Here is a 25,629-nt window from a genome sequence, read left to right as displayed (position 1 = left end):
AAAGTGGAGAACTTGATCGGACTGCTCGTCCTGGCCCCGCTGCTGGGCGCCGGTGTGCTGTTGACCGGCGGCCGGCGGCTGGACCGCACGGGCCACTGGATCGGCTGCGCGCTGGCGGCCGCGTCCTTCGTGATCGGCGTCGTCCTCTTCGCCGGCATGCTCGGGCGTTCCGGCGATAACCGGACCCTGCAGTCGCACCTCTACAGCTGGGTCCCGGTCGGCGGCTTCCAGGCGGATGTCTCCTTCCGGCTCGACCAGTTGTCGATGACCTTCGTCCTGCTGATCACCGGTGTGGGCACGCTGATCCACATCTACTCGATCGGCTACATGGAGCACGACGAGCGGCGCCGCCGCTTCTTCGGCTACCTCAACCTCTTCCTCGCGGCGATGCTGCTGCTCGTCCTCGCCGACAACTACCTGCTGCTGTACGTCGGCTGGGAGGGCGTCGGCCTCGCCTCGTACCTGCTGATCGGCTTCTGGCAGCACAAGCCGAGCGCGGCGACGGCGGCGAAGAAGGCCTTCATCGTCAACCGCGTCGGCGATGTGGGCCTGTCGATCGCGATCATGCTGATGTTCACGACCTTCGGGACCTTCTCCTTCGGGCCGGTCTTCGACGCCGTGGGCAAGGCGCACACGGGGATCCTCACCGGCATCGGCTTCATGCTCCTGCTCGCCGCGTGCGGCAAGTCGGCCCAGGTGCCGCTGCAGTCCTGGCTCGGTGACGCGATGGAGGGCCCGACCCCCGTCTCGGCGCTGATCCACGCGGCGACGATGGTGACGGCGGGCGTGTATCTGATCACCCGCTCGGGTGCCATCTTCAACGCCGCGCCGGACGCGCAGACGGCGGTCGTCACGGTCGGCGCGGTCACACTGCTCTTCGGTGCGATCGTCGGTTGTGCCAAGGACGACATCAAGAAGGCGCTGGCCGGCTCCACGATGTCGCAGATCGGCTACATGATCATGGCGGCCGGACTGGGCCCCATCGGCTACGTCTTCGCGATCATGCACCTGGTCACGCACGGCTTCTTCAAGGCCGGGCTCTTCCTCGGCGCGGGATCGGTCATGCACGGCATGAACGACGAGGTCGACATGCGCAAGTACGGCGGCCTGCGGACGTACATGCCGGTCACCTTCGTGACCTTCGGGCTCGGCTACCTGGCGATCATCGGCTTCCCGGGACTGTCCGGCTTCTTCTCCAAGGACAAGATCATCGAGGCCGCCTTCGCCAAGGGCGGCACGGAGGGCTGGATCCTGGGTGGCGCGGCCCTGCTGGGCGCGGCCATCACGGCCTTCTACATGACCCGCGTGATGCTGATGACCTTCTTCGGCGAGAAGCGGTGGGAACCGGACGCGGAGGGCCACGAGCCGCACCCGCACGAGTCGCCCAGGTCGATGACGATCCCGATGATCGTGCTGGCCTTCGGATCCGTCATCGCCGGCGGGCTGTTCAGCCTCAACCAGTCCTTCCTGAAGTGGCTGGAGCCCGTCACGGGGTACGAGGAGGGCCACTCGCCGGTCAGCGCCGGTGCCGTGACAGGGGGCACCATGGTCGTCCTCGTCATCGGGGTGGCCCTGGCCTGGCTGATGTACGGGCGCCGGCCCGTTCCCCGTACGGCTCCGCGCGGCTCGCTCCTGACCCGGGCCGCACGACGCGACCTGCTCCAGGACGACTTCAACCACGTGGTCCTGGTGCGTGGCGGCGAGCACCTCACCCGCAGCCTCGTCTATCTGGACCACAGCGTCGTCGACGGCGTGGTGAACGGCACCGCCGCCTCCGTCGGCGGCCTGTCGGGGCGCATGCGCCGCCTGCAGAACGGATACGTACGGTCCTACGCCGTGTCGATGCTCGGCGGGACCGCCGTGCTGATCGCCGCGACGCTGCTGATGAGGGGCGTTGCCTGATGTCCTTTCCTCTCCTTACCGCGACCGCCGCGCTCCCGGCGCTGGGCGCGATCGCCACGGCCGCCGTCCCCGCCGCCCGGCGGAACGGGGCCAAGTGGCTGGCGCTGGGCTTCTCGCTGGCGACGCTCGTGCTGGCCGCGATCGTCGTCGTACGGTTCGACCCGGGCGGGGCGCGCTACCAGCTGACCGAATCGCACGCCTGGATCAAGGACTTCGGAGTCCGCTACGAACTGGGCGTCGACGGCATCGCGGTCGCGCTGATCGCTCTCACCGCACTGCTGATCCCCTTCGTCATCGCCGCCGGCTGGCATGACGCGGACCCGCTCGAAGACGCCAACCCCAACCGCCGCTGGCGGCCGACGCAGGGCTTCTTCGCGCTGATCCTGCTGGTCGAGGCGATGGTGGTGATCTCCTTCGAGGCCACCGACGTCTTCGTCTTCTACATCTTCTTCGAGGCCATGCTCATCCCGATGTACTTCCTCATCGGCGGCTTCGGGGACCGTGCCCATGAGCACGGTGAAGAGGAGGCGGCCCGCCAGCGCTCGTACGCGGCTGTGAAGTTCCTGCTCTACAACCTGGCCGGTGGCCTGATCATGCTGGCCGCCGTCATCGGGCTGTACGTCGTCACCGCCGACCAGCTCGGCACCGGCACCTTCTCCCTCCAGGAGATCCTCCAGGCGCGGGCCGCCGGCAAGCTGACCATGTCGTCGGGGGCCGAACGGGCGCTGTTCCTCGGCTTCTTCTTCGCCTTCGCCGTGAAGGCGCCGCTGTGGCCGCTGCACACCTGGCTGCCGAACGCGATGCAGGAGTCCACTGCCCCCGTCGCCGTCCTGATCACCGCGGTCGTCGACAAGGTCGGCACCTTCGCGATGCTCCGCTACTGCCTCCAGCTCTTCCCGGAGGCCAGCAAGTGGGCGACGCCGGTGATCCTGGTGCTGGCGGTGATCAGCATCATCTACGGCGCCCTGCTCGCCGTCGGCCAGCGGGACATCAAACGGCTGGTCGCGTACGCCTCCATCTCGCACTTCGGCTTCATCATCCTGGGCATCTTCGCCATGACCTCCCAGGGCCAGAGCGGCGCGACCCTCTACATGGTCAACCACGGGATCTCGACGGCCGCCCTGATGCTGGTCGCGGGCTTCCTGATCACCCGGCGCGGCTCCCGCCTCATCGCGGACTACGGCGGCGTGCAGAAGGTCGCCCCGGTGCTCGCCGGGACCTTCCTGATCGGCGGTCTGGCCACCCTGTCGCTGCCCGGGCTCGCGCCCTTCGTCAGCGAGTTCCTGGTCCTGGTCGGCACCTTCAGCCGCTATCCGGCACTCGGGATCATCGCGACCGTCGGCATCGTCCTCGCCGCGCTGTACGTCCTCGTCCTCTACCAGCGGACGATGACCGGCCCGGTGAAGGCCGGAGTCGAGGGCATGCCGGACCTCAAGGTGCGTGAACTCGCCGTCGTGGCACCGCTGATCGCGCTGCTGCTGCTGCTCGGCGTGTACCCGAAGCCGGTGACCGACATCGTCAACCCGGCGGTCCGGCAGACGCTCTCCGATGTGCACAAGACCGACCCCAAGCCGCCGCTGGAGGCCTCCAAGTGAGCAGCACCATGGCTGTCCACAGCCTGTGGACAACGGCGGCCACCACCGCCGACAAGATCCCGGCCCCCAAGATCGAGTATGCCCAACTGGCCCCGGTGCTGATCGTCTTCGGCGCGGCGGTCATCGGGATCATGGTCGAGGCCTTCCTGCCGCGCCGCTCCCGCTACCTCGCCCAGATCGGCGTGAGCGTGCTGGGCATGGCAGCCGCGTTCGCCGCCGTCGTGGCGCTCGCGGCGGACGGTTACGCGGGCAAGAAGGCGCACATCGCGGCCATGGGCGCGGTCGCGGTCGACGGCCCGGCGCTCTTCCTGCAGGGCACGATCCTGCTGGTCGGCATCGTCGGCGTCTTCACCTTCGCCGAACGGCGGCTCGACCCCAAGGCGCACGGCCGGCACGTCGACTCCTTCGCCGCGCAGGGCTCGGCGATCCCCGGCAGCGAGCAGGAGAAGGACGCCGTCAGGGCCGGTTTCACCACCACCGAGGTCTTCCCGCTGCTGCTCTTCGCAGTGGGCGGCATGCTGGTCTTCCCGGCCGCCAACGACCTGCTGACCCTCTTCGTGGCCCTGGAGGTCTTCTCCCTCCCGCTCTACCTGCTGTGCGCCCTGGCCCGCCGCCGGCGCGTCATGTCGCAGGAGGCGGCGGTCAAGTACTTCCTGCTCGGCGCCTTCTCCTCGGCCTTCCTGCTCTTCGGCATCGCCCTGCTCTACGGCTACGCGGGCACGGTCACGTACTCCGGGATCGCCTCCGTCATCGACGGCACCGCCAAGCTCACCCCGGCCCTGGCCAGTTCCTCGGCCAACGACGCCCTGCTGCTCATCGGCACGGCCCTGGTCGGCATGGGCCTGCTCTTCAAGGTCGGTGCCGTCCCCTTCCACATGTGGACGCCCGACGTCTACGAGGGCGCCCCGACGCCGGTCACCGGCTTCATGGCGGCGGCGACCAAGGTCGCGGCCTTCGGCGCGCTGCTGCGGCTGCTGTACGTGGTCCTGCCGGACCTGCGCTGGGACTGGCGGCCGGTGCTGTGGGGCGTCGCCATCCTGACGATGCTGGTCGGCGCCATCATCGCGGTCACCCAGACCGACGTGAAGCGCATGCTCGCGTACTCCTCCATCGCGCACGCCGGGTTCATCCTGGCCGGCGTCATCGCCGCCTCGCCGGACGGTGTCTCGTCGGTGCTGTTCTACCTGGCCGCGTACTCCTTCGTGACGATCGGTGCCTTCGCCGTCGTCACGCTGGTCCGCGACGCGGGTGGCGAGGCCACGCACCTGTCCAAGTGGGCGGGGCTGGGCCGGCGCTCGCCGCTGGTGGCGGCGGTCTTCGCGGTCTTCCTGCTGGCCTTCGCGGGCATCCCGCTGACCTCCGGCTTCGCGGGTAAGTTCGCTGTCTTCAAGGCAGCGGCGCAGGGCGGGGCGGTGCCGCTGGTGATCGTCGGTGTGATCTCCTCGGCGATCGCGGCCTTCTTCTACATCCGGGTCATCGTGCTGATGTTCTTCAGCGAGCCGAAGGCCGACGGCCCCACGGTCGCCGTGCCCTCGGCCCTGACCTCCACGGCCATCGCCGTCGGCGTTGCGGTGACGCTGGTGCTGGGGCTCGCGCCGCAGTACTTCCTGGATCTGGCGGGCCAGGCGGGCGTGTTCGTGAGGTAGTGAGGTAACTGCCTTACCAAGCAGGCGTGTTGGCGCCCCGGGGTCCCTGGAACCCGGGGCGCCGTCCTGTACCTAAAGAGCTCGCAATGTCCGAAAAAGTCTTGCCGGAATGCTCAATTCGGGCTTAACTTCCTTAGTGGTCATGGTCGGGGTGGGGCCGTGGATACCATGACCATTGGGGGGAAACGTGCGGAGTTCCGCGTTTGCGATCAATGCTGCCGTCCCGGGGCTGATCGTGAAAATCGGTAACTATCCGCTGCATCATGGCGGCGTCGGGGCGATCCGGAGCCTGGGGCGGCTGGGCGTGCCGATGTACGCCGTCACCGAGGACCGACATACGCCCGCCGCCGCGTCACGCTATCTGCGCGGCCGCTTCGTGTGGCCGACGACAGGGCTCGAGCCGGCGGAGAAGCTGGTCGAGGGGCTGCGGCGGATCGGGCGGGCCATCGGGCGGCCGACCGTGCTGATACCGACCGACGAAGAGGCCGCGGTCCTCATCGCCGAGCACGCCGACGAGCTGTCGCCGCACTTCCTCTTCCCCCGGATGGACGACCCCGGCCTGTCGCGGCGGCTGGCGAGCAAGCGCGGGCTGCACGAGCTGTGCGCGCAGTACGGGGTGCCGTCGCCGAGGGCCGCCTTTCCGGAGTCGTACGCCGAGATCGAGACATACGCGGCCACCGCCCGCTTCCCGGTGGTGGCCAAGAACCGCGAGGCCTTCGAACGCCGCCGCGCGCCGGCCGTGCGGGGGACGACCAGGATCGCCGGGGCGCGCGAACTGCTGGAACTGGCCCGGGGGTGGGGCCGCCGGCCCGGGGTGATCCTCCAGGATTATCTGCCGCGCGAGCATGCCGAGGACTGGATCGTGCACGCGTACTTCGGCCCCCGGGAGCCCGTGCTCTTCACCGGGGTCAAGGTCCGCTCCTGGCCGCCGCACGCCGGGATGACGGCTTGCGCGTACGTCGTGACCAATCCCGAACTGGCCGAGCTGGCCGCCCAGTTCTGCAAGTCGATCGGCTTCCAGGGCATCGCCGACCTCGACTGGCGCTACGACCGCCGCGACGGCCACTACAAACTGCTCGACTTCAACCCCCGCATGGGCGCCCAGTTCCGGCTCTTCGAATCGGCGGCCGGGATCGATGTCGTACGCGCCCAGCACCTCGATCTCACCGGGCGGGACGTCCCGCGCGCCCCGCAGCGCGAAGGCCGCCGCTTCGTCGTCGAGAACATCGACCTTCCCGCGCTGCTCGCGTACCGCCGCAGCGGCTACACCACCCCGCACGCCCCCGCGCGCGCCTCCGGGACGGAGCTGGCGTGGCTGGCCCGGGACGACCTCAAGCCCTTCGCCGTGATGCTCGCCCGGTTCGTGCGGCCGGGCGCGGCGCACCTGCTGCAGATGTACCGCTCGAATCGCTCGCATCGTTCCGGACACTCTCGAAAGGACGGCACATGACACCCGTAGCTGTGATCGGGGCCGGACCCTACGGCCTCTCGACCGCCGCTCACCTGCGGGCGCTCGGCGTCTCCGTACGGGTCTTCGGCAGCCCCATGGTGAGCTGGGCGGAGCAGATGCCGGCCGGGATGCTGCTGAAGTCCACCCCGGCCGCCTCGAGCATCTCCGCGGCCGTGCCGGGGCACACCCTGTACGACTTCGCGCGGGCGACGGGGGAGCGGCCGCTGGTGACGGACTGGGACATCATTCCGGTCGACACCTTCATCCGTTACGGGCAGTGGTTCCAGGAGCGGCTGGTGCCGGACCTGGAGCAGGTGCGGGTGGTCTCCGTCGACCGGCGCGGCCCCGGTTTCGACCTGAAGCTCGACTCGGGCGAGCAGTTCCAGGCCCGGGCGGTGGTGGTCGCCACCGGGCTGCACGGCTTCGCGTACGTCCCCGAACCGCTGCGGAGCCTCGCCCCCGACGGGCCGTCGCCGGTCGGCCCCGTCTCGCACAGCTCCCACCACCCCGACCTGCGGCGCTTCGCCGGGCGCGAGGTCGTCGTGGTCGGCGCCGGCCAGTCCGCGCTGGAATCCGCCGCGCTGCTCGCGGAAGCCGGCGCCCAGGTCCGGCTGCTCGCGCGCGGCCGGGGCGCGGTCGGCTTCGGCGACGCCCCCGACCGCCAGCCCCGCCTCCGCCCCGGATCCCCCTTCGGACGGGCCTGGTCGCTGTACGCCTTCAGCTACCACGCGCAGGCCTTCCGCTATCTGCCGGCGCCGACCCGGTTGTACCTGGTGCGGCGCGTCCTCGGGCCCCTGGGCGCGTGGTGGCTCCGTGAGCGCTTCGAGGGGCGCGTACGGGTGTCTTCCGGCCATGCGCTGCGGGGTGCCCGGGTGGACTCCGCCTCCGGCAAGGTCGTCCTCTCCACCGCCGCCCCGGGCGGCCGCGCCGCGGAGTTCGCCGCCGACCACGTCCTGGCCGCCACCGGCTACCGCGTCGACCTCGAAGCCCTCGGCTTCCTCGCCCCCTCCCTGCGCACCGCCCTCGCCCGCACCGGCGGCTCCCCCCGCCTCGGCGCCGACCTCGCCTCCTCCGTCCCCGGCCTGTACTTCACCGGGCTCCCGGCGGCGGCCACGTTCGGCCCTGTGCTGCGGTTCGTCTGCGGCACGGACTGGGCGTCCCCGCGGCTCGCGAAGGCGGTGGCCGGGGCCTGACCTCCCCCCCACCCCGCCCCTTCCCGTAACCAGGGGGCCGGCCCCCGAACGGCCTTCGGGAGTGTCCTCAAACGCCGGACGGGCGGATTCGCGGGGGCGCTGCCGGCGCATGCCGGGTGGAGGGCGGGGCAGGCTTGGGGGCGGCGGGCGTTGGGGCAAATGCGGACGTAGCGAGGCGAGGGGGCCATGCCCCCGCAGTGATCGAGAAGCGACGGGTTACGCTGCCGGTGTAGACAGCGCCACGCCAGAAGCCGCGGAAGCGATCTCAGCGACAGGAGAATCCCTCGTGACGACCGTCGTCGGGCCCTTCGGGCTGAGCGTGCGGGACCAGGCCCTAGAGGCCCACGTCCAGGCCGGGCTGTCGGCCGTCGAGGAAGGCCTGCTCGAAGCCACCAAGAGCGACGTCCCGTTCATCACGGAAGCGGCCCGGCACCTGGTGAAGGCGGGCGGCAAGCGGTTCCGGCCGCTGCTGGTGATGCTGAGCGCGCAGTTCGGGGATCCGCACGCGCCGCGGATCGTGCCGTCGGCCGTGGTCGTGGAGCTGACGCACCTCGCGACGCTGTACCACGACGATGTGATGGACGAGGCCGAGGTGCGCCGTGGCGTCCCGAGCGCCAATGCCCGCTGGGACAACTCGGTGGCGGTCCTGACCGGTGACTTCCTGTTCTCGAAGGCCTCGCACATACTGGCCGACCTCGGGCCGGAGGCCGTACGCATTCAGGCGGAGGCCTTCGAACGGCTGGTCACCGGCCAGATCCTGGAGACCGTGGGGCCGCGCGACGGGCGGGACCCGATCGCGCACTACCTCGACGTCCTCGCCGGCAAGACGAGCTCGCTGGTCGCCGTGTCCTGCCGCTTCGGCGCGATGATGTCCGGCGCTGACGAGACGGTCGTCGACATCCTCACGCAGTACGGAGAGCGGCTCGGCATCGCCTTCCAGCTGGCGGACGACGTACTCGACATCGCCAGCGACTCCCGCGAGTCGGGGAAGACCCCCGGCACGGATCTGCGCGAGGGCGTACCGACGCTGCCGGTGCTCCACCTCCGTACGCTGGTCGCGAAGGCCAACGGTTCCGCCTCCGCCGACGACCGCCGGCTCTGCGAGCTGCTGGACGGCGACCTCAGCGACGACGCCCGGCACGCGGAGGCGCTCGCCCTGCTGCGCGCCCACCCCGCGCTGGAGCAGGCCCGCCGGGACACGGTCCGGTACGCGGACGAGGCCCGGGCGAGCCTGGCACCGCTGCCCGCGTGCGCGGCCAAGCTCGCCCTCGAAGGTCTGTGCGACGCGGTGGTCCACCGCGCGGGCTGAACGCCTCCCGGCAGGGACCGGTTCACGGTTCGCCCCGTGACGCTCCTCCCACCGCAGGGCTGAACCCACCCCCCGGGCGGGCTCGTGTCCCCGGTGAGCGGCCGGTGCAGGGGGACCGGCCCACCACGGGAGGACACCCGCGATGAAGGGCATCAAGAACCGCCGCAGGGCGATCACACTGGCCGCCGGCACCCTCGCCGCGGCGGCGACGGCCGTCACCGGCGCTCTGATCGCCAAGACCCCCAACGGCACCGGCAACATCCCTGAGCTGGACCTCAAGGCCGACCAGGCCGGCCGCTCCGGCGGTCTGCTGTCGGGGACTCAGGAGATCCTGCGGCTCAACACGGTCGGCGGCGTCGCCCCGGCCGGCACCTGCGACCCGCACCGGACGCCGAAGGTGGGCGTTCCGTACCAGGCGGACTACCTCTTCCTGCAGAAGTAGCGAGCGGAAGCAGCCGAAGCAGCATCAACCGAGCCAACAGCGGGTACCCGCATACCTCCCTGGGGGTCTGTCATCCCAGGGGCGTACGCGTGGTTGATCCCGTCGGCTGATGCGCGGGTCCGGCCGGTTTGGTGTGATGGAACCACCACCACACGGCGGATCGGGTGACAATGGACCCGAGAGGTGGACGAGTGCGACGCAAACAGGCCCGCCGGCGACGACGAAGGTAGGGACGGAAAGCAATGGCACGAATCCCAGCGACAGACGACAACCCCGACAGGCGACGGAAGGCGATACGTTACGCCGTGCCCGTCCTCGCGGCGGGTGTGGCGGCGGCGACGATCGGACTCGTACCGGCACTTGCCAGCGCGGGCAGCCCGAATCTGCCGGACATCACCGCGCAGAAGCTGATCGAGAAGATGGCGGCTTCCGATACGCAGACGATCTCCGGCTCGGTGAAGTTCAGTACGGACTTCGGACTCCCGGCCATCGCAAGCGCGTTCGGGAGCAGTTTGGGCGGCAGCGGCACGGGCGGCAGCGCGAGCGCCAACCCGACGGACCAGCTCACCAAGCTGCTCACCGGCACGCACACGCTCCAGGTGGCGGCCGACGGCCCGGACCGGCAGAAGGTCTCGATCGTCGAGTCCGCCTCCGAGTACAGCGTCATCCACAACGGCACCCAGGTGTGGGCGTACGACAGCGGCAGCAACCAGGCGTACCACTCGACCGCCCCCAAGGGGGCGAAGAGCGGCGCCGGGACGGACCACACGTCCTCCACGCTCACCCCGCAGCAGGCGGCGGACCAGGCGCTGAAGGCGGTGGACAGCACGACGTCGGTCACCGTCGACGGCACGGCGAAGGTCGCCGGCCGGGACGCGTACCAGCTGCTCATCAAGCCGACGCAGGCCGACACGACGGTCGGTTCGATCCGCATCGCCGTCGACTCGGCGACGGGCGTCCCGCTGAAGTTCACGCTCACGCCCAAGGGCAGCGCGAAGCCGGCCGTCGACATCGGCTTCACGAAGGTGGACTTCGGCAAGCCCGCGGCCAGTACGTTCACCTTCACCCCGCCCAAGGGCGCCAAGGTGACCACGGAGAAGCCCGGCGCGGACGCGGCGACGAAGGACGGTGCGAAGGCGCAGGACAACGCCAAGTCCGCCCTCGACGGTCTGAACGTCATCGGAACCGGCTGGGACTCGATCGCCGAACTGAAGACCCCGAAGGGCGCTCTGCCCGGGCAGCAGAGCAACACCAAGGGCAGCACCTTCGACACCCAGTCCCTGATCAGCAGCTTCGGCAAGACGGTCAAGGGCAGCTTCGGCTCCGGTACGTTCGTCAGCACCCGCGTGGTCAACGCCCTGATCACCGACAGCGGCAAGGTCTACGTCGGCGCCGTCAGCCAGGACGCGCTGGTCAAGGCCGCGAGCAAGTAGGCCCAATGGCCTAGTGGCCCAGCAGGCACGGACGAAGGAGCGCGATGGAGGAGTTGCCCGCCGTGATCTCAACCCATGGGCTCACGAAGCGTTACCGGGGCGGGCAGCTCGCCGTCGACGGGCTCGACCTGACCGTGCCGCGCGGCAGCGTCTTCGGCTTCCTCGGCCCCAACGGCTCGGGCAAGACCACGACCATCCGCATGCTCATGGGGCTGATCGAGCCGACCTCCGGCACCGCGCGCGTCCTCGGCGAGCCCATGCCGCGCGCGGTGCGCACCGTACTGCCCAGAGTCGGGGCCCTCATCGAGGGCCCCGCCCTGTACGGCTTCCTCTCCGGCCGCGACAATCTGCTGCGCTACGACTCCGCCGACCCCACCGCCGACCCCCGCACCCGCCGGGCCCGGGTCGGCGAGGCACTGGACCGGGTCGGACTCGCCGCGGCCGCGAGCAAGAAGGCCCGCGCCTACTCGCTGGGCATGAAGCAGCGCCTCGGGCTGGCCGCCGCCCTGCTGCGGCCGCGCGACCTGCTGGTCCTGGACGAGCCCACCAACGGCCTGGACCCGCAGGGCATGCGGGAGATCCGTTCCCTGGTCAGAAGCCTGGCCGCCGACGGCACGACCGTCTTCCTCTCCTCGCATCTCCTCGACGAGATCGAGCAGGTCTGCACCCACGCCGCCGTCATGTCACGCGGCCGCCTCATCACCCAGGGCCCCGTCGACGCCCTCGCCGCGCGCAGCCGCCTCGCCGTCACCACGCCGGACACCGCCGACACCGTACGGGTCCTCAAGGAGCTCGGCGTGACGGACCTGGAGACCACCGCCGACGGCAAGGTCACCGGCGACCTCCCGCCCGACCCCGTTCCCGACCTGGCCGACCTCAATGCCGCCCTGGTGGCCGCAGGCATCCGGGTGCGCGGCTTCGGCCTCGAACGCGCCTCGCTGGAGGACGCGTTCCTCGCCCTGACCGGGGAGGGCTTCGATGTCGCAGGCTGAAACGCTGCCCACACCGGCCACGCCGGCGCCGAGGCCCAGCGCCCTCTGGCAGCTCGGTCTCTTCCGCAGCGAGTTCGTCACCGTCATGCGCCGCTGGCGCACCCTCGCGCTGCTCGCCGTCCTCACCGGTGTGCCCGTCCTCATCGGCATCGCGGTCAAGCTCGACACCAACGGCGGCGGCAGGTCCGGCGGAGGCGGCGGTGACGGCCCCGCCTTCATCGCCCAGATCACCAACAACGGCCTCTTCCTGGTCTTCACCGGTCTGGCCGCCACCCTCCCCTTCTTCCTCCCCATGGCCATCGGCGTCATCGCGGGCGACTCCATCGCCGGCGAGGCCAACTCCGGCACCCTGCGCTACCTCCTCGTCGCTCCCGCCGGGCGCTCCCGCCTCCTCCTCGCCAAATACGCCTCCGTGCTGGCCTTCTGCGTCGTCGCCACCCTCGTCGTGGCCGCCTCCGGGCTCATCGTCGGCGCCATCCTCTTCCCCCTCGGCGACGTCACCCTCCTGTCCGGCACCACGATCTCCTTCACGGAAGGCCTCTGGCGCGCCCTCCTCATCGCCGCCACCGTCGCCCTCTCGCTCACCGGCATCGCCGCCCTCGGCCTGTTCATCTCCACCCTCACCAACAGCGGCATCGCCGCCATGGCCACCACCGTCGGTCTCCTCATCACCGTCCAGATCGTCGACCAGATCCCCCAACTGCACGCCATCCAGCCCTACCTCTTCCCCCACTACTGGCTCAGCTTCGCCGACCTGCTCCGCGACCCCGTCTACTGGGACGAACTGCGGCGCAACTTCGGGCTGCAAGGGCTGTACGTGGCCGTCTTCGGGTCGGCCGCCTGGGCGCGCTTCAGCACGCGCGACATCACGGCCTGACGGCCCACACCGCCGGCGTACGGATGCCGGGCCGCACCTCGCCGCTGACGATGACGAGGTCGTCGCCCCAGCGCACGGCGGGGGTGGTGACCTGGGAGGGGCCGGGGAAGTCGCCCACGACGCGCCAGCGGTCGCGGTGGGTGTCGTAGAGCAGCAGCTCGCCGTTGAAGCCGGTGTGGTGGTCGTAGATCCAGGTCACCGCGTCCTTGTGGCCGGCCGCCGTCTGCCGCTGGATCAGATTCCAGCGGGCCAGGTCCTTGTCGCCGCCCGCGAGGAGGAGGTGGCGGCCGTCGCCCACCGGCCAGGCGAGGCCCGCGGTGACGCACCAGGGCAGCTCGGTGAGGGTGCTCCAGGTGGCGGTGCGGGGGTCGTAGGCGTAGGCGTCGCGGTAGAAGTGCCAGGTGCCGTGGGCATCGGCGGCCCGGCCGCTCACCAGGTAGAACCTGCCGTCGGCCGCCGCTCCGACCGCCACGCTGCGGGCCGGGCCCGGCCAGGTGGGGAGGGTGCGCCAGCCGTCGCCCGGGCGGGCCAGGTCGAGGGCGTAGAAGTCGGCGCCCTCCGCGACGTAGAGCTTCTTGCCGATCAGCGCGGCCACGGCGTACGACATCGGGCGGGGGAGGTCCGGCAGCTTCTCCCGTACGAGCCGGTGCCCCGCCGGGTCATAGCGGAGCCGGATGACGTCCGCGAACTTCGTCACCGTCGCCAGCGCAGCGCCGTTCGGGCCACCCCGGAAGCCCTCGCCGCCGATCACCACGACTCCGTCGGCCGTACTGACGCACGCGGCATAGGCGAGGGCGTCCGGCAGGCTCAGGCTCCCGTCCAGCCACGTCCGGTCCGGGCCCATCACGAAGGCGTCCGCCCAATAGATCTTGCCCAGCGTGTTCGCCCGGGTCGCCGTGAGCGCCGGCTCCGGGAAGTTGGCGCCCCCCGCGGCGATGAGATACCCGCCGTGGGCGCCCACCACCATTCCGGCGAGGCCGATCTGCCGCCAGTAGTCCTCCCTGACCGGGATCGCCGCGTTCCACGCCGTCCTGTTCGCCGGCAGGTCCGGCAACCGGCGGAACACGGGCCTGCCGGTGCCCTCGGCGGCGGCCGCCGGGCTTTCGGCCCCCGCCGCCACCAGCGGTGCGGCCGCGGCCCCGACCGCGAAGGCCCGCCGGGTGATGCGTGCGCTCATCATGCCTCCGTTCATTGCGGCCTGATTCGTTTCCCCCACCCCGCCCCTTCCCGAAACCACGGGCTCCGCCTCTGGACCCGGGAGGGTGTGTTGTCGGGTTCGGGTCCGTGGTCGGGTTGTGCCAGCCCGTTCCGCCTCAGGCGGACGGCCTACCCACAACCCGGTTGGCCGTGAATTCAGCCCGTCCGGCGTTTGAGGACCGGGGGTCCAGGGGGCTGGCCCCCTGGTTTCGGGAAGGGGCGGGGTGGGGGAAGACCCGCCGGGCTCCGTCACAGGTCGCTCACCGCGATCCGGGTGAAGGCGATGGTCTCGTACGGGCCGGACTGGCCCGTCTCGTAGAGGAGCCCCACCGCCCCGGCGGAGAGCTGGACGAGGTCGGAGTAGGCGGCGGGGAGGGGGGAGAGCTGGAGGACGGGGGTCCAGGTGGCGCCGTCGTCGGTGCTGGCCCGGAGGGTCATGGCTTTGCGGGCGGCGGGGTCGGCGGGGCCGGAGTAGAGGAGGGGGCCGCCGCGGACCTGGAGGACGCTGCCCTGGACGATGGGGCCGGCGAGGGTGGGCTGGGGTTGGTAGGGGTCGACGAGGGTGCGGCCGCCGTCGTCGCTGTAGGCGTCGCAGCGGACGCCCTCCGCGGTGCCCTTGTGGTCGCGGGCGTTGAAGTAGACGCGACCGTCGGGGAGCTGGGCGGCGGTGGTCTCGTTGACGTTGACGAAGCCGTCGGGGTCGTCGTCGACGCAGCCGATGTGCCAGCTGTGGCCGCCGTCGTCGCTGAAGAGGTCGTGACCGCCGTAGTACTTGGCCTCGGCGCCGGTGTCGGTGGAGCCGGCGGGCGGGGCGATGGAGTGGTTGGCGGGGACGACGAGGCGGCCGCGGTGCCTGCCGTGGGTGAGGGCGATCGCGTGGCCGGGGCCGGTGGCGTACCAGCGCCAGTCGTCGCGCTTGGCGGAGGCGGTGATCTCGCGGGGCTCGGTCCAGCCGAGGCCGTCGTCGTCGCTGTGCTGGACGAAGACCCGCCGGGACTGTTCCGGGGTCGCCGCGCCCGTCATGATCTGGGTCTCGGTGACGGACGCCGAGTTGCGGCAGGTCAGCAGCACGATGCGGCCGGTGCGGGGGTCGACGACGGGGGCGGGGTTGCCCTGGGTGTCGGTGCCGGCCTCGGCGACGACGTGGAGGGCGCCCCAAGTGCGGCCGCCGTCGGTGGAGCGGCGGGCGACGACATCGATGTCCCCGGTGTCGCTGGCGGAGTGCCCGCGCCCTTCGGCGAAGGCGATGAGGGTGCCGCGCCGGGTGCGTACGACCGCGGGGATACGGAAGGTGTCGTAGCCCTCCGTCCCGGAGGTGAACGGCACCGAGGTGGTCGCGGGTGCGTCGGCGGCGTAGGCCGTCCGGGTGATTAACGCCGAGCCGAGGGCCGCCAGCGGCAGCGCCAGAACCGTGCGCCGGTCGAGCGGCATCAGACGGCCTCCCGGGCCTCGGTCGCGGGCGGCTGCGCCGCGGCGTGCCGGGAGTCCGACCAGCGCTGCACCCGCGCCGGGACGTCGAAGCCGACCAGCACGATGACCACCGCCGTCAGCGACAGCCCCAGCACCGCGATCGCCGTGCCCAGGCTCAGCGGCTCGGCGAGCTTCGCCCCGAGCACCGGAGCGGCGGCGCCGCCCAGCGCGCCGACGTTGTAGCTGAAGCCGAGCCCGGCCGCGCGGAAGCGCACCGGGTAGTGCCCGGAGACGTACTTCGGCAGGATCCCGGACGCGCCCTGGCCGGTCCCCAGCAGCAGGAAGAGCAGCACCCACAGGGCGACCGTGTGGCCCTCGCCCAGCGCGAAGACAGGCCAGACGAAGAACAGCGAGGCGAGCAGCATGCCCACGTACGCCCGCCGCGTCCCGATGCGGTCGCCGAGGAAGCCGGAGAGGATGGAGCCCGCCGCGTAGCCGATGCCCGCGTAGAGCAGGGCGTCGGAGACCTGGCCGGGGTCGTAGTGGAGGTCGGTCTTGAGGTAGGTCGGCAGCAGGGACTGCAGCGGCCAGGAGTACAGGAAGGCGCTGAACACGGTGATCATCAGCGCGACCATCACCGGCCACAGCCGCCCCGCGAACTGGACGGCGAAGGTCACGAAGCACGCCGCGGCGACCGCCACGAGCACCAGCGTGACCGGCATCGTCTGGTTGCGCAGCACGAAGAAGATGCTCAGCGCCGCGACGACCCCGATCGGCAGGTTCCACGCCGACCGCCGCCCCGTGAAGAGCACCGCCGCCGCGCTGACCGGCCGCTCCTTCGCGCTGAACTCCGTCCACTCCTTGGTCTCGGGCAGCCGCTTGCGCAGGTAGATGGCGAGGACGACCGGGATGATGCCCAGCCAGAACAGCACCCGCCAGCTGGAATGCGGCACGACCCAGGCGTACGTCTTCGCGGCGAGGACGCTGCCCAGCGGGTAGCCGGACAGCAGCATGCCGCTGGCCTTGTTGCGCAGCCGCGCCGGCCAGCTCTCGATGACGTAGGTGGCGCTGGCGGTGTACTCGCCGGCCATGCCGAGCCCGATCACCATCCGGAAGGCGAACAACGACCAGTAGTCCCAGGCGAAGCCGCACAGGGCCGCCCCGACGGCGTACAGCGTGATGCTCAGCACCATGGCGGGCCGCCGTCCGAAGCGGTCACCGAACGCGCCGATCGCGAGCCCGCCGAACCAGCGGGAGATGAAGGCGGCCGACACCAGGGTGGCCGCCGTGACGGTGGAGAGGTGGAATTCCTGGGCGACCTCGGTCAGCACGAGGGTGATCAGGACGAAGTCGAAGCCGTCCATGGCGTAGCCGAGCCATGCCGCGGCGAAGGCCTTCCAGTCCTGCGGGGACAGCTCCCGGTACCAGGGGACGGGGTCGACGGGGTCGGTGGTGGCGTTGCTGCTGCTACTGCTCATTGCGGCTCGCTCTCCTCGACGTTGAGGGAGGTAGGACGTAGGACGTCCTATGCGTAGCGGTACCGTAGGGCCCATGTCCATACGGCACAAGCCCTCCGTGCAGGACCGGTTGGTCGACATGATCATCGAAAGCGGCCTCGACGCGGGCGCGCCACTCCCGGCCGAGCCGGAGTTGATGCGGGCCCTCGGCGTGAGCCGTAATTCTGTGCGAGAGGCGCTCAAGGGCCTCCAGGCGCTGGGCATTGTCGACATCCGGCACGGCTACGGCACCTTCGTCGGCGAGGCGCAGCTGCGGGCCCTGGCCCCCGGGCTGCTCTTCCACACCCGGCTGGCCGTCCGCCGGGCCGACCACCGCGCCCTGCACGACATCGTGGAGGTCCGCGCGCTCCTGGAGGGCGGCCTGATCCGCCGCGCCGCCCTCGAGCTCACCGAGGACGACCTCGGCCGCCTCGACGCGGAGCTCACCGCCCTCGCCGCCGACGGCGCGGAGGGCCGGGCGGGCCACGACCGGCGCTTCCACGAGCTGCTCTACGAGTCCCTGGGCAACGCCATGGTTCTGCAACTCATCGGGCTGTTCTGGGACGCCTACCGCGAGCTGGAGCACGAGGTCGGCAAGCCGCGGACCGACCACGACCAGGTCGTGCGCCAGCACCGGCGTGTCGTGGACGCCCTCCGGGCGCGCGAGCCGGAGGCCGCCGCCGACGCGATAGCCGCGCACTTCGCCGACGTCCAGTCCCGCATCGACCGCCTCGGCTGAGCCCCGGGCTTATTGCTCCGGGCTTGTTGCGCCGGCCTTGCTACGCCGCGAAGAACGCCTTCGCCCGCGCCAGTCCGTCCGTGTCCTTCTGTATGTCACCGGGCCTGCTGCCGTTGCCCAACAGCGCCCCGCCCCAGCGCATCCCGGCGTACGCGGCCGTGTGCCGCAGCGAGCCGACCAGGGGCGCGGCGGTGGCCGGATCCTGGCCGGAGAGGGCGGTGACCGACCACAGTGTCTTGCCGCGCAGGCGGTCGAGGAAGTCGAGGCCGGGGACGCGCATCCAGGCGGACCAGTGGTCGAGGTAGAGCTTGGTGCTGGTGGAGAGGCTGAACCAGTAGAGGGGCGAGGCCACGACGAGGTCGGTCGCGTCGAGCGTGGCGTCGAGCAGGGTGCGGGCGTGGCCGGTGGGTTCGGGGTAGGTGCCGTCGCCGGTGTGGCGGAGGTCCTCGAAGGCCGGCAGCGGGAGGTCGGCGAGGTGCAGCCACTGCTGCCGGGCGGCAGGCGGGAGTTGCTGGGCCGCGTGGCGCGCGAGCGTCTCCGTGTTGCCGCCGGTGCGGGCGCTGCCCAGCAGGAAGAGGTACTTCCGGTCCTCGGTCGCGGTCACGCTGTCTCCCCATTCGCTTGCGTATGCATTAAGTGCGTACGCATGGAGATGCTAGCAGGCCGTCCCGCCGCGACCGGTGCCTCACGCGAGTTCGGTCAGCGGTCTCCAACCCACCAGCCGGCACAGCGTCGCGTACAGCAGCGCGGGATCGACGAAGGGCGCCTGCTCCGTCGGCTGCGAGTACCACGACAGCGGCCAGGTGTCGCCCTGCAGGGCGGGCACGCCGACGTAACCGACGCTGGTCGAGGTGCCGCTGAGCCGCATGATGCCGGGCGGCCAGCGGTAGTCGGTGGCGCTGCCGGGCGGACAGAGGAAGTACATCCAGCGGCTGCCGACGGCCTCGCGGATGATCGGCCCGGCCGCGTCGTCCGTCTCGTCGGCGAGTTCGTCGGCGACTTCCTCGGCGCGCAGCCCGGCAATGCGTACGGCGTCGAACTGGACGCCCGTACGGCTGAGTTGGTGCCCGGAGGCCGGGACCCAGTCCGGGCGATAGGGGAGTGGTGGGCGCGGGGCGGACGGAGCACCGAACTCCGGTTCTGCGGGGCCGGGGGAAGGATAAGCCGCCGCATCCTGGTTGGGGGGAGGTTCTGTGTTCATGGGGTCAACGATTCCGTTACGGAGTTAGCGTCACCACGAACGGCGCGGCTACAGACGGAGTTGTACAGGCAGCGGGGAGGCGACGGACGATGAGTCAGACCGACGGATCGTCAGCGACCCTGCGGGTCTTCGGCGGACAGGTGCGCTGGCTGCGCACCGAGGCAGGCCTGACCCGCGCCGAACTCGGCGAGCGCATCGACTACTCCGAGTCCATGGTCAGCGCCGTCGAGCAGGGCCGCCGCATCCCCAAGCAGGACTTCATCGACAAGGCCGACACCGTCCTCGGCGCGCGCGGGCTGCTCAAGGCCGCCGGGCCCTTCCTCGCGCAGGAGCGCTACCCCTCCTGGTTCCAGGACTTCGCGCTGCTGGAGTCGGAGGCGGTGAGCATGTACCTCTACGCGAACCAGACCATCCCGGGCCTGCTCCAGACGGAGGGATACGCACGGGCGGTGATCGCCGCCCGTTGCCCGCCGCTGGACGACGAGGAGATCGAGAGCCGAGTCGCGGCACGCCTGGACCGGCAGAGCGTGCTGACCCGTAAGCCCGCCCCCGTACTGGGATTTGTGATCGAGGAGGTCGTGCTCCAGCGCCCCATCGGCGGGCCGGAATTAATGAAAGCTCAATTGCACCGCCTGCTGGACTGCGGCAGCATGCGCAACGTGTCGCTCCAGGTCATGCCGACCTGGCGCGAGACCCACTCCGGTCTCGACGGCCCCATGGTGCTGCTCGAAACCCCCGAACGCCGCAGTCTGGCCTATGTCGAAGGCCAGAGCGGTAGCTTCCTGATCTCCGATCGGGACGAGGTCAGTGTGCTCACCCAGCGGTATGGAATCATCCGCGCACAGGCCCTCAGCCCGGAGGAGTCAGCGAGCCTGATCGAACGGCTGGCAGGAGAACTATGAGCAGCGAGCACGACACGCCCGCTTCCGATTCCCCGGAACTGGCGTGGTTCACGAGCAGCTACAGCGGCAACGAGGGCGGCGAGTGCGTCGAGGTCGCCGCCACTCCCGGCACCCACGGCGCGGTCCACATCCGTGACTCCAAGGACAGATCGGGACCCGTTCTCGCCTTCACCGCCGGCGCCTGGGACGCCTTCGTCTCCCTCGTCAACGCTCGGTAGCCGCTCAGGCGACCCGCGCGCCCTCGTCCCCGGCAACGACGCCGGCGCCGGGGGCGCGCGCCGCGTCGCGCAGGGCCACATGCGTACGGCGGGCGTTGCGCAGCGCGTCCCAGGTGAGGATGGCCAGCGCCGCCCACACCAGGGCGAACCCCGCCCAGCGGGCCGGCGGCATCGCCTCGTGGAAGTAGACCAGGCCCAGCACGAACTGGAAGACCGGCGCCAGATACTGCAGCAGGCCGATGGTGGACAGCGGGATACGGATCGCGGCGGCACCGAAGCAGACCAGCGGGATCGCGGTGATCACCCCCGCGGCCGCGAGCAGGGTGGCATGGCCCGCGCCGTGCGTCGCGAAGGTGGAGTCACCGCGGGCCCCGAGCACGACCAGGAAGGCGAGCGCCGGCAGGAACTGCAGCGAGGTCTCGGCGGCCAGCGACTCCAGGCCGCCCATGTTGACCTTCTTCTTGACGAACCCGTACGTCCCGAAGGAGAAGGCCAGGACCAGCGAGATCCACGGCGGCCGTCCGTAGCCCACGGCCAGCACGACCACCGCGGCCAGGCCGATCCCGACGGCGGCCCACTGGGCGGGGCGCAGCCGCTCGCGCAGGACGACGACGCCGAGGGCGATGGTGACCAGCGGGTTGATGAAGTAGCCGAGCGAGGTCTCGACCACATGGCCGCTGTTGACGCCCCAGATGTACGTGCCCCAGTTGACCGAGATCACGGTCGCGGCCAGCGCGAGCAGCCCGAGCCGCTTCGGCTGCCGCAGCAGCGCCGGTATCCACTGCCAGCGGCGCAGCACCAGCAGGATGACCGCCACGACGACCAGCGACCAGATCATCCGGTGGGCGAGGATCTCCAGCGCCCCCGCCGGTTCGAGCAGCGGGAAGTAGAGCGGGAAGACACCCCACATGCCGTACGCGGCGAAGCCGTACGCGAGCCCGGCGCGCTGTTCGTTCAACGGATCCTCCCGGGTCGGACGGCAACCGTCCGACGGTAGCGCGGGGGATCAGGCGCTGTCATCTGCGTCCCGCATAACGGTCATGACGCGATGACCCTTGATGACGGTGCTGCGGGACGCAGACGCAGACGCAGACCTGGCGTCGGCCCGTTCAGCCCTTCAGCGCGGCCGCGATCGTGTCGGCGAGCGGCGTGGTCGGGCGGCCGATGAGGCGGGAGAGGTCGCCGCTGCCGCCGGCCAGCAGGCCGCGCGAGATGCCGGACACGTCGACGTCGACCAGGATGTCGGCGAACTGCTCGGGCAGGCCCGCGCCGAGCAGGATGCCCTTGAGAGCCTCGGCCGGGACGTCGGCGTACGCGACCTCCTTGCCGGACTGCTTCGACAGCTCGGCGGCGTACTCCGCCAGGGTCCAGGCCTCGTCGCCGCTGAGCTCGTACGCCGTGTTCTCGTGGCCCTCGCCGGCCAGCACGGCGGCCGCGGCGGCCGCGAAGTCCTCGCGGGTGGCCGAGCCGACCTTGCCTCCGCCGGCACTGCCGACGACGCCGTGCTCCAGGTGGACGGGGATCTGGGCGGTGTAGTTCTCGGTGTACCAGCCGTTGCGCAGGAAGGTGTAGGGCAGGCCGGAGTCGAGGATGGCCTGCTCGGTGACCTTGTGCTCGGCGGCGAGCGCGAAGTCGGCCGCGGGTCCGCCGAGGACGCCGGTGTACGCGAGCCGGGCCACGCCCGCGTCCTTGGCGGCGTTGATGACGGCGGTGTGCTGGGCGACGCGCCGGCCGACCTCGCTGCCGGAGATCAGCAGGACGACGTCACCGACCTGGAAGGCGCCCGCCAGCGTTCCCGGGTCGCTGTAGTCGGCGACCCGCAGCTCGACGCCACGGTCCGCGATGTCGGTGGCCTTCGCCTCGTCGCGTACGACGGCGGCGACCTGGTCGGCGGGGACCTTGACGAGCAGCTCGTCGATGACGAGACGGCCCAGCTGTCCGGTGGCTCCGGTGACGACGATGCTCATGGGATGCGTTCTCCTGTTTCCGTGGGTGCGGGTGGGTGCAGGACTAACGCTAAAACCTGTACTAACTTCTGGAAAGTACCCACTTTGAAGTAAGGTACTGGCATGTCGGTAAGTGAAAGCACCAGCGGAAGGTCCGGCGCCCTGCGGATTCTCGCGCCGGATGTCAACGCCGCGAGCTGCCCCTCCCGCGTGATCCTGGAGCACGTCACCAGTCGCTGGGGCGTCCTCGTACTGGCCGCGCTCATGGACGGCACGCTGCGCTTCAGCGAGCTGCGCCGCACCGTCGGCGGGGTCAGCGAGAAGATGCTCGCCCAGACCCTGCAGACCCTGGAGCGGGACGGCTTCGTGCACCGCGAGGCGCACCCCGTCATCCCCCCGCACGTCGACTACTCCCTCACCCCGGTGGGCGAGGAGGCCGCCCGCCAGGTCTGGACCCTGGCCCGCTGGGTGGAAGGCCGCGTCCCGGACGTGATGACCGCCCGGGACGCGTACGACGAGGCCCACTAGGGGCGCGGGGAACTGCGCTCAGAGCACCGTCCAGGTGTCGTTGCCGTTGAGGAGAGCGCCGAGGTCCCCCTTGCCGTGCTGCTCGACGGCTGCCTCCAGCTGGTCGGACATCTCGGTGTCGTACACCGGCCGTTCCACACTCCGCAGCACGCCGATCGGCGTGTGGTGCAGCGTGTCGGGGTCCGCGAGCCGGGACAGCGCGAAGGCGTTGGTCGGCGAAGCCGCATGCGCGTCGTGGACCAGCACCGACCCCTCGTTCTCGGGCGTGACGTCCACGACCTTCAGGTCGCCGGTGGCCGGGTCGCGTACGACGCCCTTGGAGGCTTGCGCGCCGAAGCGGATGGGCTGCCCGTGCTCCAGGCGGATCAGGGTCTCCTCGGATGTGGCGTTGTCCTTGAGGGCGTCGAAGGCGCCGTCGTTGAAGATGTTGCAGTTCTGGTAGATCTCCACGAGCGCCGTGCCGGGGTGGGCCGCGGCCTCTCTCAGCACCTGGGTGAGGTGCTTGCGGTCGGAGTCGATGGTGCGGGCGACGAAGGACGCCTCGGCGCCGATGGCCAGCGAGACCGGGTTGAAGGGCGCGTCCAGGGAGCCCATCGGGGTCGACTTGGTGATCTTGCCGACCTCGGAGGTGGGGCTGTACTGGCCCTTGGTGAGGCCGTAGATCCGGTTGTTGAACAGCAGGATCTTCAGGTTCACATTGCGCCGCAGCGCGTGGATCAGATGGTTGCCGCCGATGGACAGGGCGTCTCCGTCACCCGTGACCACCCATACCGACAGGTCCCGGCGCGAGGTGGCCAGGCCGGTGGCGATGGCGGGGGCGCGGCCGTGGATGGAGTGCATGCCGTACGTGTTCATGTAGTACGGGAAGCGGCTGGAGCAGCCGATCCCGGAGACGAAGACGACGTTCTCGCGGGCCAGGCCGAGTTCGGGCATGAAGCCCTGGACGGCGGCGAGGATCGCGTAGTCCCCGCAACCGGGGCACCAGCGCACTTCCTGATCCGACTTGAAGTCCTTCATCGACTGCTTGGCGTCGGCCTTGGGGACCAGGCTCAGCGCCGGCAGCCCCGGCGTCGGGTGGTCGATGGCAGGTGCCTCAGACATCCGCGCTCTCCTCCTGAATGGCGGTTGCGAGCTGCTCGGCCTTGAAGGGAAGGCCGGTGACCTGGGTGTAGGAGCGGGCGTCGACCAGGTACTTCGCCCGCAGGAGGTGGGCGAGTTGGCCGAGGTTCATCTCCGGCACCACCACCTTCTCGTAACGCCCCAGCACCTCGCCGAGATTCCGCGGGAAGGGGTTGAGGTGGCGCAGATGGGCCTGCGCGATCCGGCCGTCCGAGCCCCTGATGCGGCGTACGGCGGCGGTGATCGGGCCGTAGGTCGACCCCCAGCCGATGACCAGGGTCTTCGCCTCGCCGGAAGGGTCGTCGACGGTCAGGTCGGGGACCGTGACGCCGTCGATCTTGGCCTGCCGGGTGCGGACCATGAGGTCGTGGTTGGCCGGGTCGTACGAGATGTTGCCGGTGCCGTCCTGCTTCTCGATGCCGCCGATGCGGTGCTCGAGGCCCGGGGTGCCCGGCACCGCCCAGGGGCGGGCCAGGGTCTCGGGGTCGCGCAGGTATGGCCAGAACTCGCCGTCGTGGTTGGGCGCGGTGGCGAACTGCACGCGTAGATCCGGCAGATCGTCGAGGTCCGGGATCCGCCAGGGCTCGGAGCCGTTGGCCAGGTAGCCGTCGGAGAGCAGGAAGACCGGGGTCCGGTACGTCAGCGCGATCCGGGCCGCCTCCAGGGCGGCGTCGAAGCAGTCCGCCGGGGTGGACGGCGCCACGATCGGCACCGGGGCCTCGCCGTTCCTGCCGTACATCGCCTGGAGCAGGTCGGCCTGCTCGGTCTTGGTCGGCAGCCCGGTGCTCGGGCCGCCGCGCTGGATGTCGATCACCAGTAGCGGCAGCTCCAGGGAGACCGCCAGCCCGATCGTCTCCGACTTCAGTGCCACCCCCGGCCCGGAGGTCGTGGTCACCGCCAGCGACCCGCCGAAGGCCGCGCCCAGAGCGGCGCCGATCCCGGCGATCTCGTCCTCGGCCTGGAAGGTGCGTACGCCGAAGTTCTTGTGCTTGCTCAGCTCGTGCAGGATGTCCGAGGCCGGGGTGATCGGGTACGAGCCCAGGAACAGCGGCAGATCCGCCTGTTTCGAGGCCGCCACCAGCCCGTACGACAGGGCCAGGTTCCCCGAGATGTTGCGGTAGGTGCCCGTGGGGAAGGCGGCGTCGGCCGGCGCGACCTCGTAGGAGACCGCGAAGTCCTCGGTGGTCTCGCCGAAGTTCCAGCCGGCCCGGAAGGCCGCCACATTCGCCTCGGCGACCTGCGGCTTCTTGGCGAACTTCTTCCTCAGGAAGGCCTCGGTGCCCTCCGTCGGCCGGTGGTAGAGCCAGCTGAGCAGACCGAGCGCGAACATGTTCTTGCTGCGCTCGGCCTCCTTGCGGGACAGGTCGAAGTCCTTGAGCGCCTCCACCGTCAGGGTGGTCAGCGGCACGGGGTGCACCGCGTACGCCGCCAGCGAGCCGTCCTCCAGCGGGGAGGCCGGGTAGCCGACCTTGGTCATCGCGCGCTTGGTGAACTCGTCGGTGTTGACGATGATCTCCGCGCCCCGCGGCAGGTCGTCGATGTTCGCCTTCAGGGCGGCGGGATTCATCGCCACCAGCACGTTCGGCGCGTCGCCGGGCGTGAGGATGTCATGGTCGGCGAAATGGAGCTGGAACGACGAAACGCCCGGCAGGGTGCCTGCGGGCGCTCGGATCTCGGCGGGGAAGTTCGGCAGCGTGGACAGATCGTTGCCGAACGATGCTGTCTCCGAGGTGAAACGGTCCCCCGTGAGCTGCATCCCGTCCCCGGAATCGCCCGCGAACCGGATGATCACCCGGTCCAGACGCTTGGTCTCCTTCGCCGGTTTCCGCTGTTCACCGAGCACGTGATGCTCGGCGGATGGGCTGCTGACCTGGCTGGTCACTGAATCGGACCTCCTTCGAGGCGGCGGCTCACGCACAAGGTCGTGACCTCTTGTCCCACCCGCCATCGTACGTGGGTAAGGGTGCCCTTCCCCGGGAAAACCGCACTTCGGGTTCTCCGTATGCCACGTTTTGTCACGATGCCTCGCCCCCC

The 25,629-nt window shown here is 70.7% G+C and carries 23 protein-coding genes; 14 read left to right on the top strand and 9 right to left on the bottom strand.

The window, feature by feature from the left end; translation table 11 throughout:
- The first annotated feature begins 3 nt into the window (after nucleotides 1–3).
- The 10 genes from nuoL (at nucleotide 4) to ACFXJ5_RS02725 (ending at nucleotide 12,839) form a co-directional block, all read left to right on the top strand.
- Nucleotides 4–1,902 (top strand): NADH-quinone oxidoreductase subunit L, encoded by a 1,899-nt coding sequence (gene nuoL, locus ACFXJ5_RS02770; RefSeq protein WP_384625833.1) that lies wholly within the window; start codon nucleotides 4–6, stop codon nucleotides 1,900–1,902.
- Entirely contained in the window at nucleotides 1,902–3,497 is a 1,596-nt protein-coding gene (locus ACFXJ5_RS02765; protein WP_384625830.1) for an NADH-quinone oxidoreductase subunit M, read from the top strand. The genes nuoL and ACFXJ5_RS02765 overlap by 1 nt, the downstream gene beginning before the upstream one ends.
- A gap of 8 nt (nucleotides 3,498–3,505) precedes the next feature.
- Nucleotides 3,506–5,143, top strand: a complete 1,638-nt coding sequence (nuoN, locus tag ACFXJ5_RS02760; RefSeq protein ID WP_384625829.1) for an NADH-quinone oxidoreductase subunit NuoN — start codon at nucleotides 3,506–3,508, stop codon at nucleotides 5,141–5,143.
- 235 nt (nucleotides 5,144–5,378) lie between these two features.
- Nucleotides 5,379–6,593, top strand: a complete 1,215-nt coding sequence (locus ACFXJ5_RS02755; RefSeq protein ID WP_384625827.1) for an ATP-grasp domain-containing protein — start codon at nucleotides 5,379–5,381, stop codon at nucleotides 6,591–6,593.
- Nucleotides 6,590–7,786, top strand: coding sequence for an NAD(P)-binding domain-containing protein (locus ACFXJ5_RS02750; RefSeq protein ID WP_384625826.1), 1,197 nt, complete (start codon nucleotides 6,590–6,592; stop codon nucleotides 7,784–7,786). The genes ACFXJ5_RS02755 and ACFXJ5_RS02750 overlap by 4 nt, the downstream gene beginning before the upstream one ends.
- Before the next feature lie 286 nt (nucleotides 7,787–8,072).
- On the top strand, nucleotides 8,073–9,095 hold the full coding sequence (locus ACFXJ5_RS02745) for a polyprenyl synthetase family protein (protein WP_384625824.1): 1,023 nt from the start codon (nucleotides 8,073–8,075) through the stop codon (nucleotides 9,093–9,095).
- Between the two features lie 142 nt (nucleotides 9,096–9,237).
- A complete protein-coding gene (locus ACFXJ5_RS02740; protein WP_384625822.1) occupies nucleotides 9,238–9,537 on the top strand; it encodes a DUF3455 domain-containing protein in 300 nt (99 codons plus the stop codon).
- 242 nt (nucleotides 9,538–9,779) lie between these two features.
- Nucleotides 9,780–10,970 carry an outer membrane lipoprotein carrier protein LolA gene (locus tag ACFXJ5_RS02735; RefSeq protein WP_384625819.1) on the top strand — a complete coding sequence of 397 codons (1,191 nt, stop codon included), beginning with the start codon at nucleotides 9,780–9,782 and terminating at the stop codon, nucleotides 10,968–10,970.
- Nucleotides 10,971–11,014: 44 nt separating this feature from the next.
- Nucleotides 11,015–11,962 (top strand): ABC transporter ATP-binding protein, encoded by a 948-nt coding sequence (locus ACFXJ5_RS02730; RefSeq protein ID WP_384625817.1) that lies wholly within the window; start codon nucleotides 11,015–11,017, stop codon nucleotides 11,960–11,962.
- On the top strand, nucleotides 11,949–12,839 hold the full coding sequence (locus tag ACFXJ5_RS02725) for an ABC transporter permease (protein WP_384625815.1): 891 nt from the start codon (nucleotides 11,949–11,951) through the stop codon (nucleotides 12,837–12,839). The genes ACFXJ5_RS02730 and ACFXJ5_RS02725 overlap by 14 nt, the downstream gene beginning before the upstream one ends.
- Here ACFXJ5_RS02725 and ACFXJ5_RS02720 read toward each other — a convergent pair.
- The 3 genes from ACFXJ5_RS02720 to ACFXJ5_RS02710 form a co-directional block, all read right to left on the bottom strand.
- Complete coding sequence (locus ACFXJ5_RS02720; protein ID WP_384625813.1) at nucleotides 12,829–14,016, bottom strand: kelch repeat-containing protein; 1,188 nt, start codon at nucleotides 14,014–14,016, stop codon at nucleotides 12,829–12,831. The two genes, ACFXJ5_RS02725 and ACFXJ5_RS02720, sit on opposite strands and share 11 nt — an antisense overlap.
- A gap of 269 nt (nucleotides 14,017–14,285) precedes the next feature.
- Complete coding sequence (locus tag ACFXJ5_RS02715) at nucleotides 14,286–15,467, bottom strand: exo-alpha-sialidase (RefSeq protein ID WP_384625810.1); 1,182 nt, start codon at nucleotides 15,465–15,467, stop codon at nucleotides 14,286–14,288.
- Nucleotides 15,467–16,924 (bottom strand): sialate:H+ symport family MFS transporter, encoded by a 1,458-nt coding sequence (locus ACFXJ5_RS02710; RefSeq protein ID WP_384625808.1) that lies wholly within the window; start codon nucleotides 16,922–16,924, stop codon nucleotides 15,467–15,469. The genes ACFXJ5_RS02715 and ACFXJ5_RS02710 overlap by 1 nt, the downstream gene beginning before the upstream one ends.
- A 73-nt stretch (nucleotides 16,925–16,997) precedes the next feature.
- On the opposite strand from ACFXJ5_RS02710, the gene ACFXJ5_RS02705 reads away from it, so the two are divergent.
- On the top strand, nucleotides 16,998–17,681 hold the full coding sequence (locus tag ACFXJ5_RS02705) for a FadR/GntR family transcriptional regulator (protein ID WP_384625805.1): 684 nt from the start codon (nucleotides 16,998–17,000) through the stop codon (nucleotides 17,679–17,681).
- Between the two features lie 40 nt (nucleotides 17,682–17,721).
- On the opposite strand, the gene ACFXJ5_RS02700 is transcribed toward ACFXJ5_RS02705, so the two are convergent.
- Both ACFXJ5_RS02700 and ACFXJ5_RS02695 read right to left on the bottom strand, forming a co-directional pair.
- Entirely contained in the window at nucleotides 17,722–18,285 is a 564-nt protein-coding gene (locus tag ACFXJ5_RS02700; RefSeq protein ID WP_384625802.1) for a flavodoxin family protein, read from the bottom strand.
- A gap of 81 nt (nucleotides 18,286–18,366) precedes the next feature.
- Nucleotides 18,367–18,882, bottom strand: a complete 516-nt coding sequence (locus tag ACFXJ5_RS02695; RefSeq protein ID WP_384625799.1) for a hypothetical protein — start codon at nucleotides 18,880–18,882, stop codon at nucleotides 18,367–18,369.
- Nucleotides 18,883–18,971: 89 nt separating this feature from the next.
- On the opposite strand from ACFXJ5_RS02695, the gene ACFXJ5_RS02690 reads away from it, so the two are divergent.
- A complete protein-coding gene (locus ACFXJ5_RS02690; protein WP_384625796.1) occupies nucleotides 18,972–19,784 on the top strand; it encodes a Scr1 family TA system antitoxin-like transcriptional regulator in 813 nt (270 codons plus the stop codon).
- A complete protein-coding gene (locus ACFXJ5_RS02685) occupies nucleotides 19,781–20,002 on the top strand; it encodes a DUF397 domain-containing protein (RefSeq protein WP_384625793.1) in 222 nt (73 codons plus the stop codon). The genes ACFXJ5_RS02690 and ACFXJ5_RS02685 overlap by 4 nt, the downstream gene beginning before the upstream one ends.
- Before the next feature lie 4 nt (nucleotides 20,003–20,006).
- Here the strand turns inward: ACFXJ5_RS02685 and rarD are convergent, their stop codons facing one another.
- Entirely contained in the window at nucleotides 20,007–20,960 is a 954-nt protein-coding gene (rarD, locus tag ACFXJ5_RS02680) for an EamA family transporter RarD (RefSeq protein ID WP_384625790.1), read from the bottom strand.
- Nucleotides 20,961–21,111: 151 nt separating this feature from the next.
- On the bottom strand, nucleotides 21,112–21,969 hold the full coding sequence (locus ACFXJ5_RS02675; protein ID WP_384625787.1) for an SDR family oxidoreductase: 858 nt from the start codon (nucleotides 21,967–21,969) through the stop codon (nucleotides 21,112–21,114).
- Between the two features lie 102 nt (nucleotides 21,970–22,071).
- Between ACFXJ5_RS02675 and ACFXJ5_RS02670 the strand changes: the two genes are divergently transcribed.
- The gene (locus ACFXJ5_RS02670) at nucleotides 22,072–22,476 is read left to right on the top strand and encodes a winged helix-turn-helix transcriptional regulator (protein WP_384625784.1); all 405 of its coding nucleotides are present in this window, start codon (nucleotides 22,072–22,074) and stop codon (nucleotides 22,474–22,476) included.
- Nucleotides 22,477–22,494: 18 nt separating this feature from the next.
- On the opposite strand, the gene ACFXJ5_RS02665 is transcribed toward ACFXJ5_RS02670, so the two are convergent.
- The gene (locus ACFXJ5_RS02665) at nucleotides 22,495–23,577 is read right to left on the bottom strand and encodes a 2-oxoacid:ferredoxin oxidoreductase subunit beta (RefSeq protein ID WP_384625782.1); all 1,083 of its coding nucleotides are present in this window, start codon (nucleotides 23,575–23,577) and stop codon (nucleotides 22,495–22,497) included.
- Nucleotides 23,570–25,477 carry a 2-oxoacid:acceptor oxidoreductase subunit alpha gene (locus tag ACFXJ5_RS02660; protein ID WP_384625779.1) on the bottom strand — a complete coding sequence of 636 codons (1,908 nt, stop codon included), beginning with the start codon at nucleotides 25,475–25,477 and terminating at the stop codon, nucleotides 23,570–23,572. Before ACFXJ5_RS02660 ends, ACFXJ5_RS02665 begins: the two co-directional genes overlap by 8 nt.
- Nucleotides 25,478–25,629 lie beyond the last annotated feature (152 nt).

This window comes from Streptomyces sp. NPDC059373, assembly GCF_042751495.1.
GTDB lineage: Bacteria > Actinomycetota > Actinomycetes > Streptomycetales > Streptomycetaceae > Actinacidiphila.
Note: the sequence above shows the minus strand (reverse complement) of the source record. Positions and strands in the feature narration are given on the sequence as shown.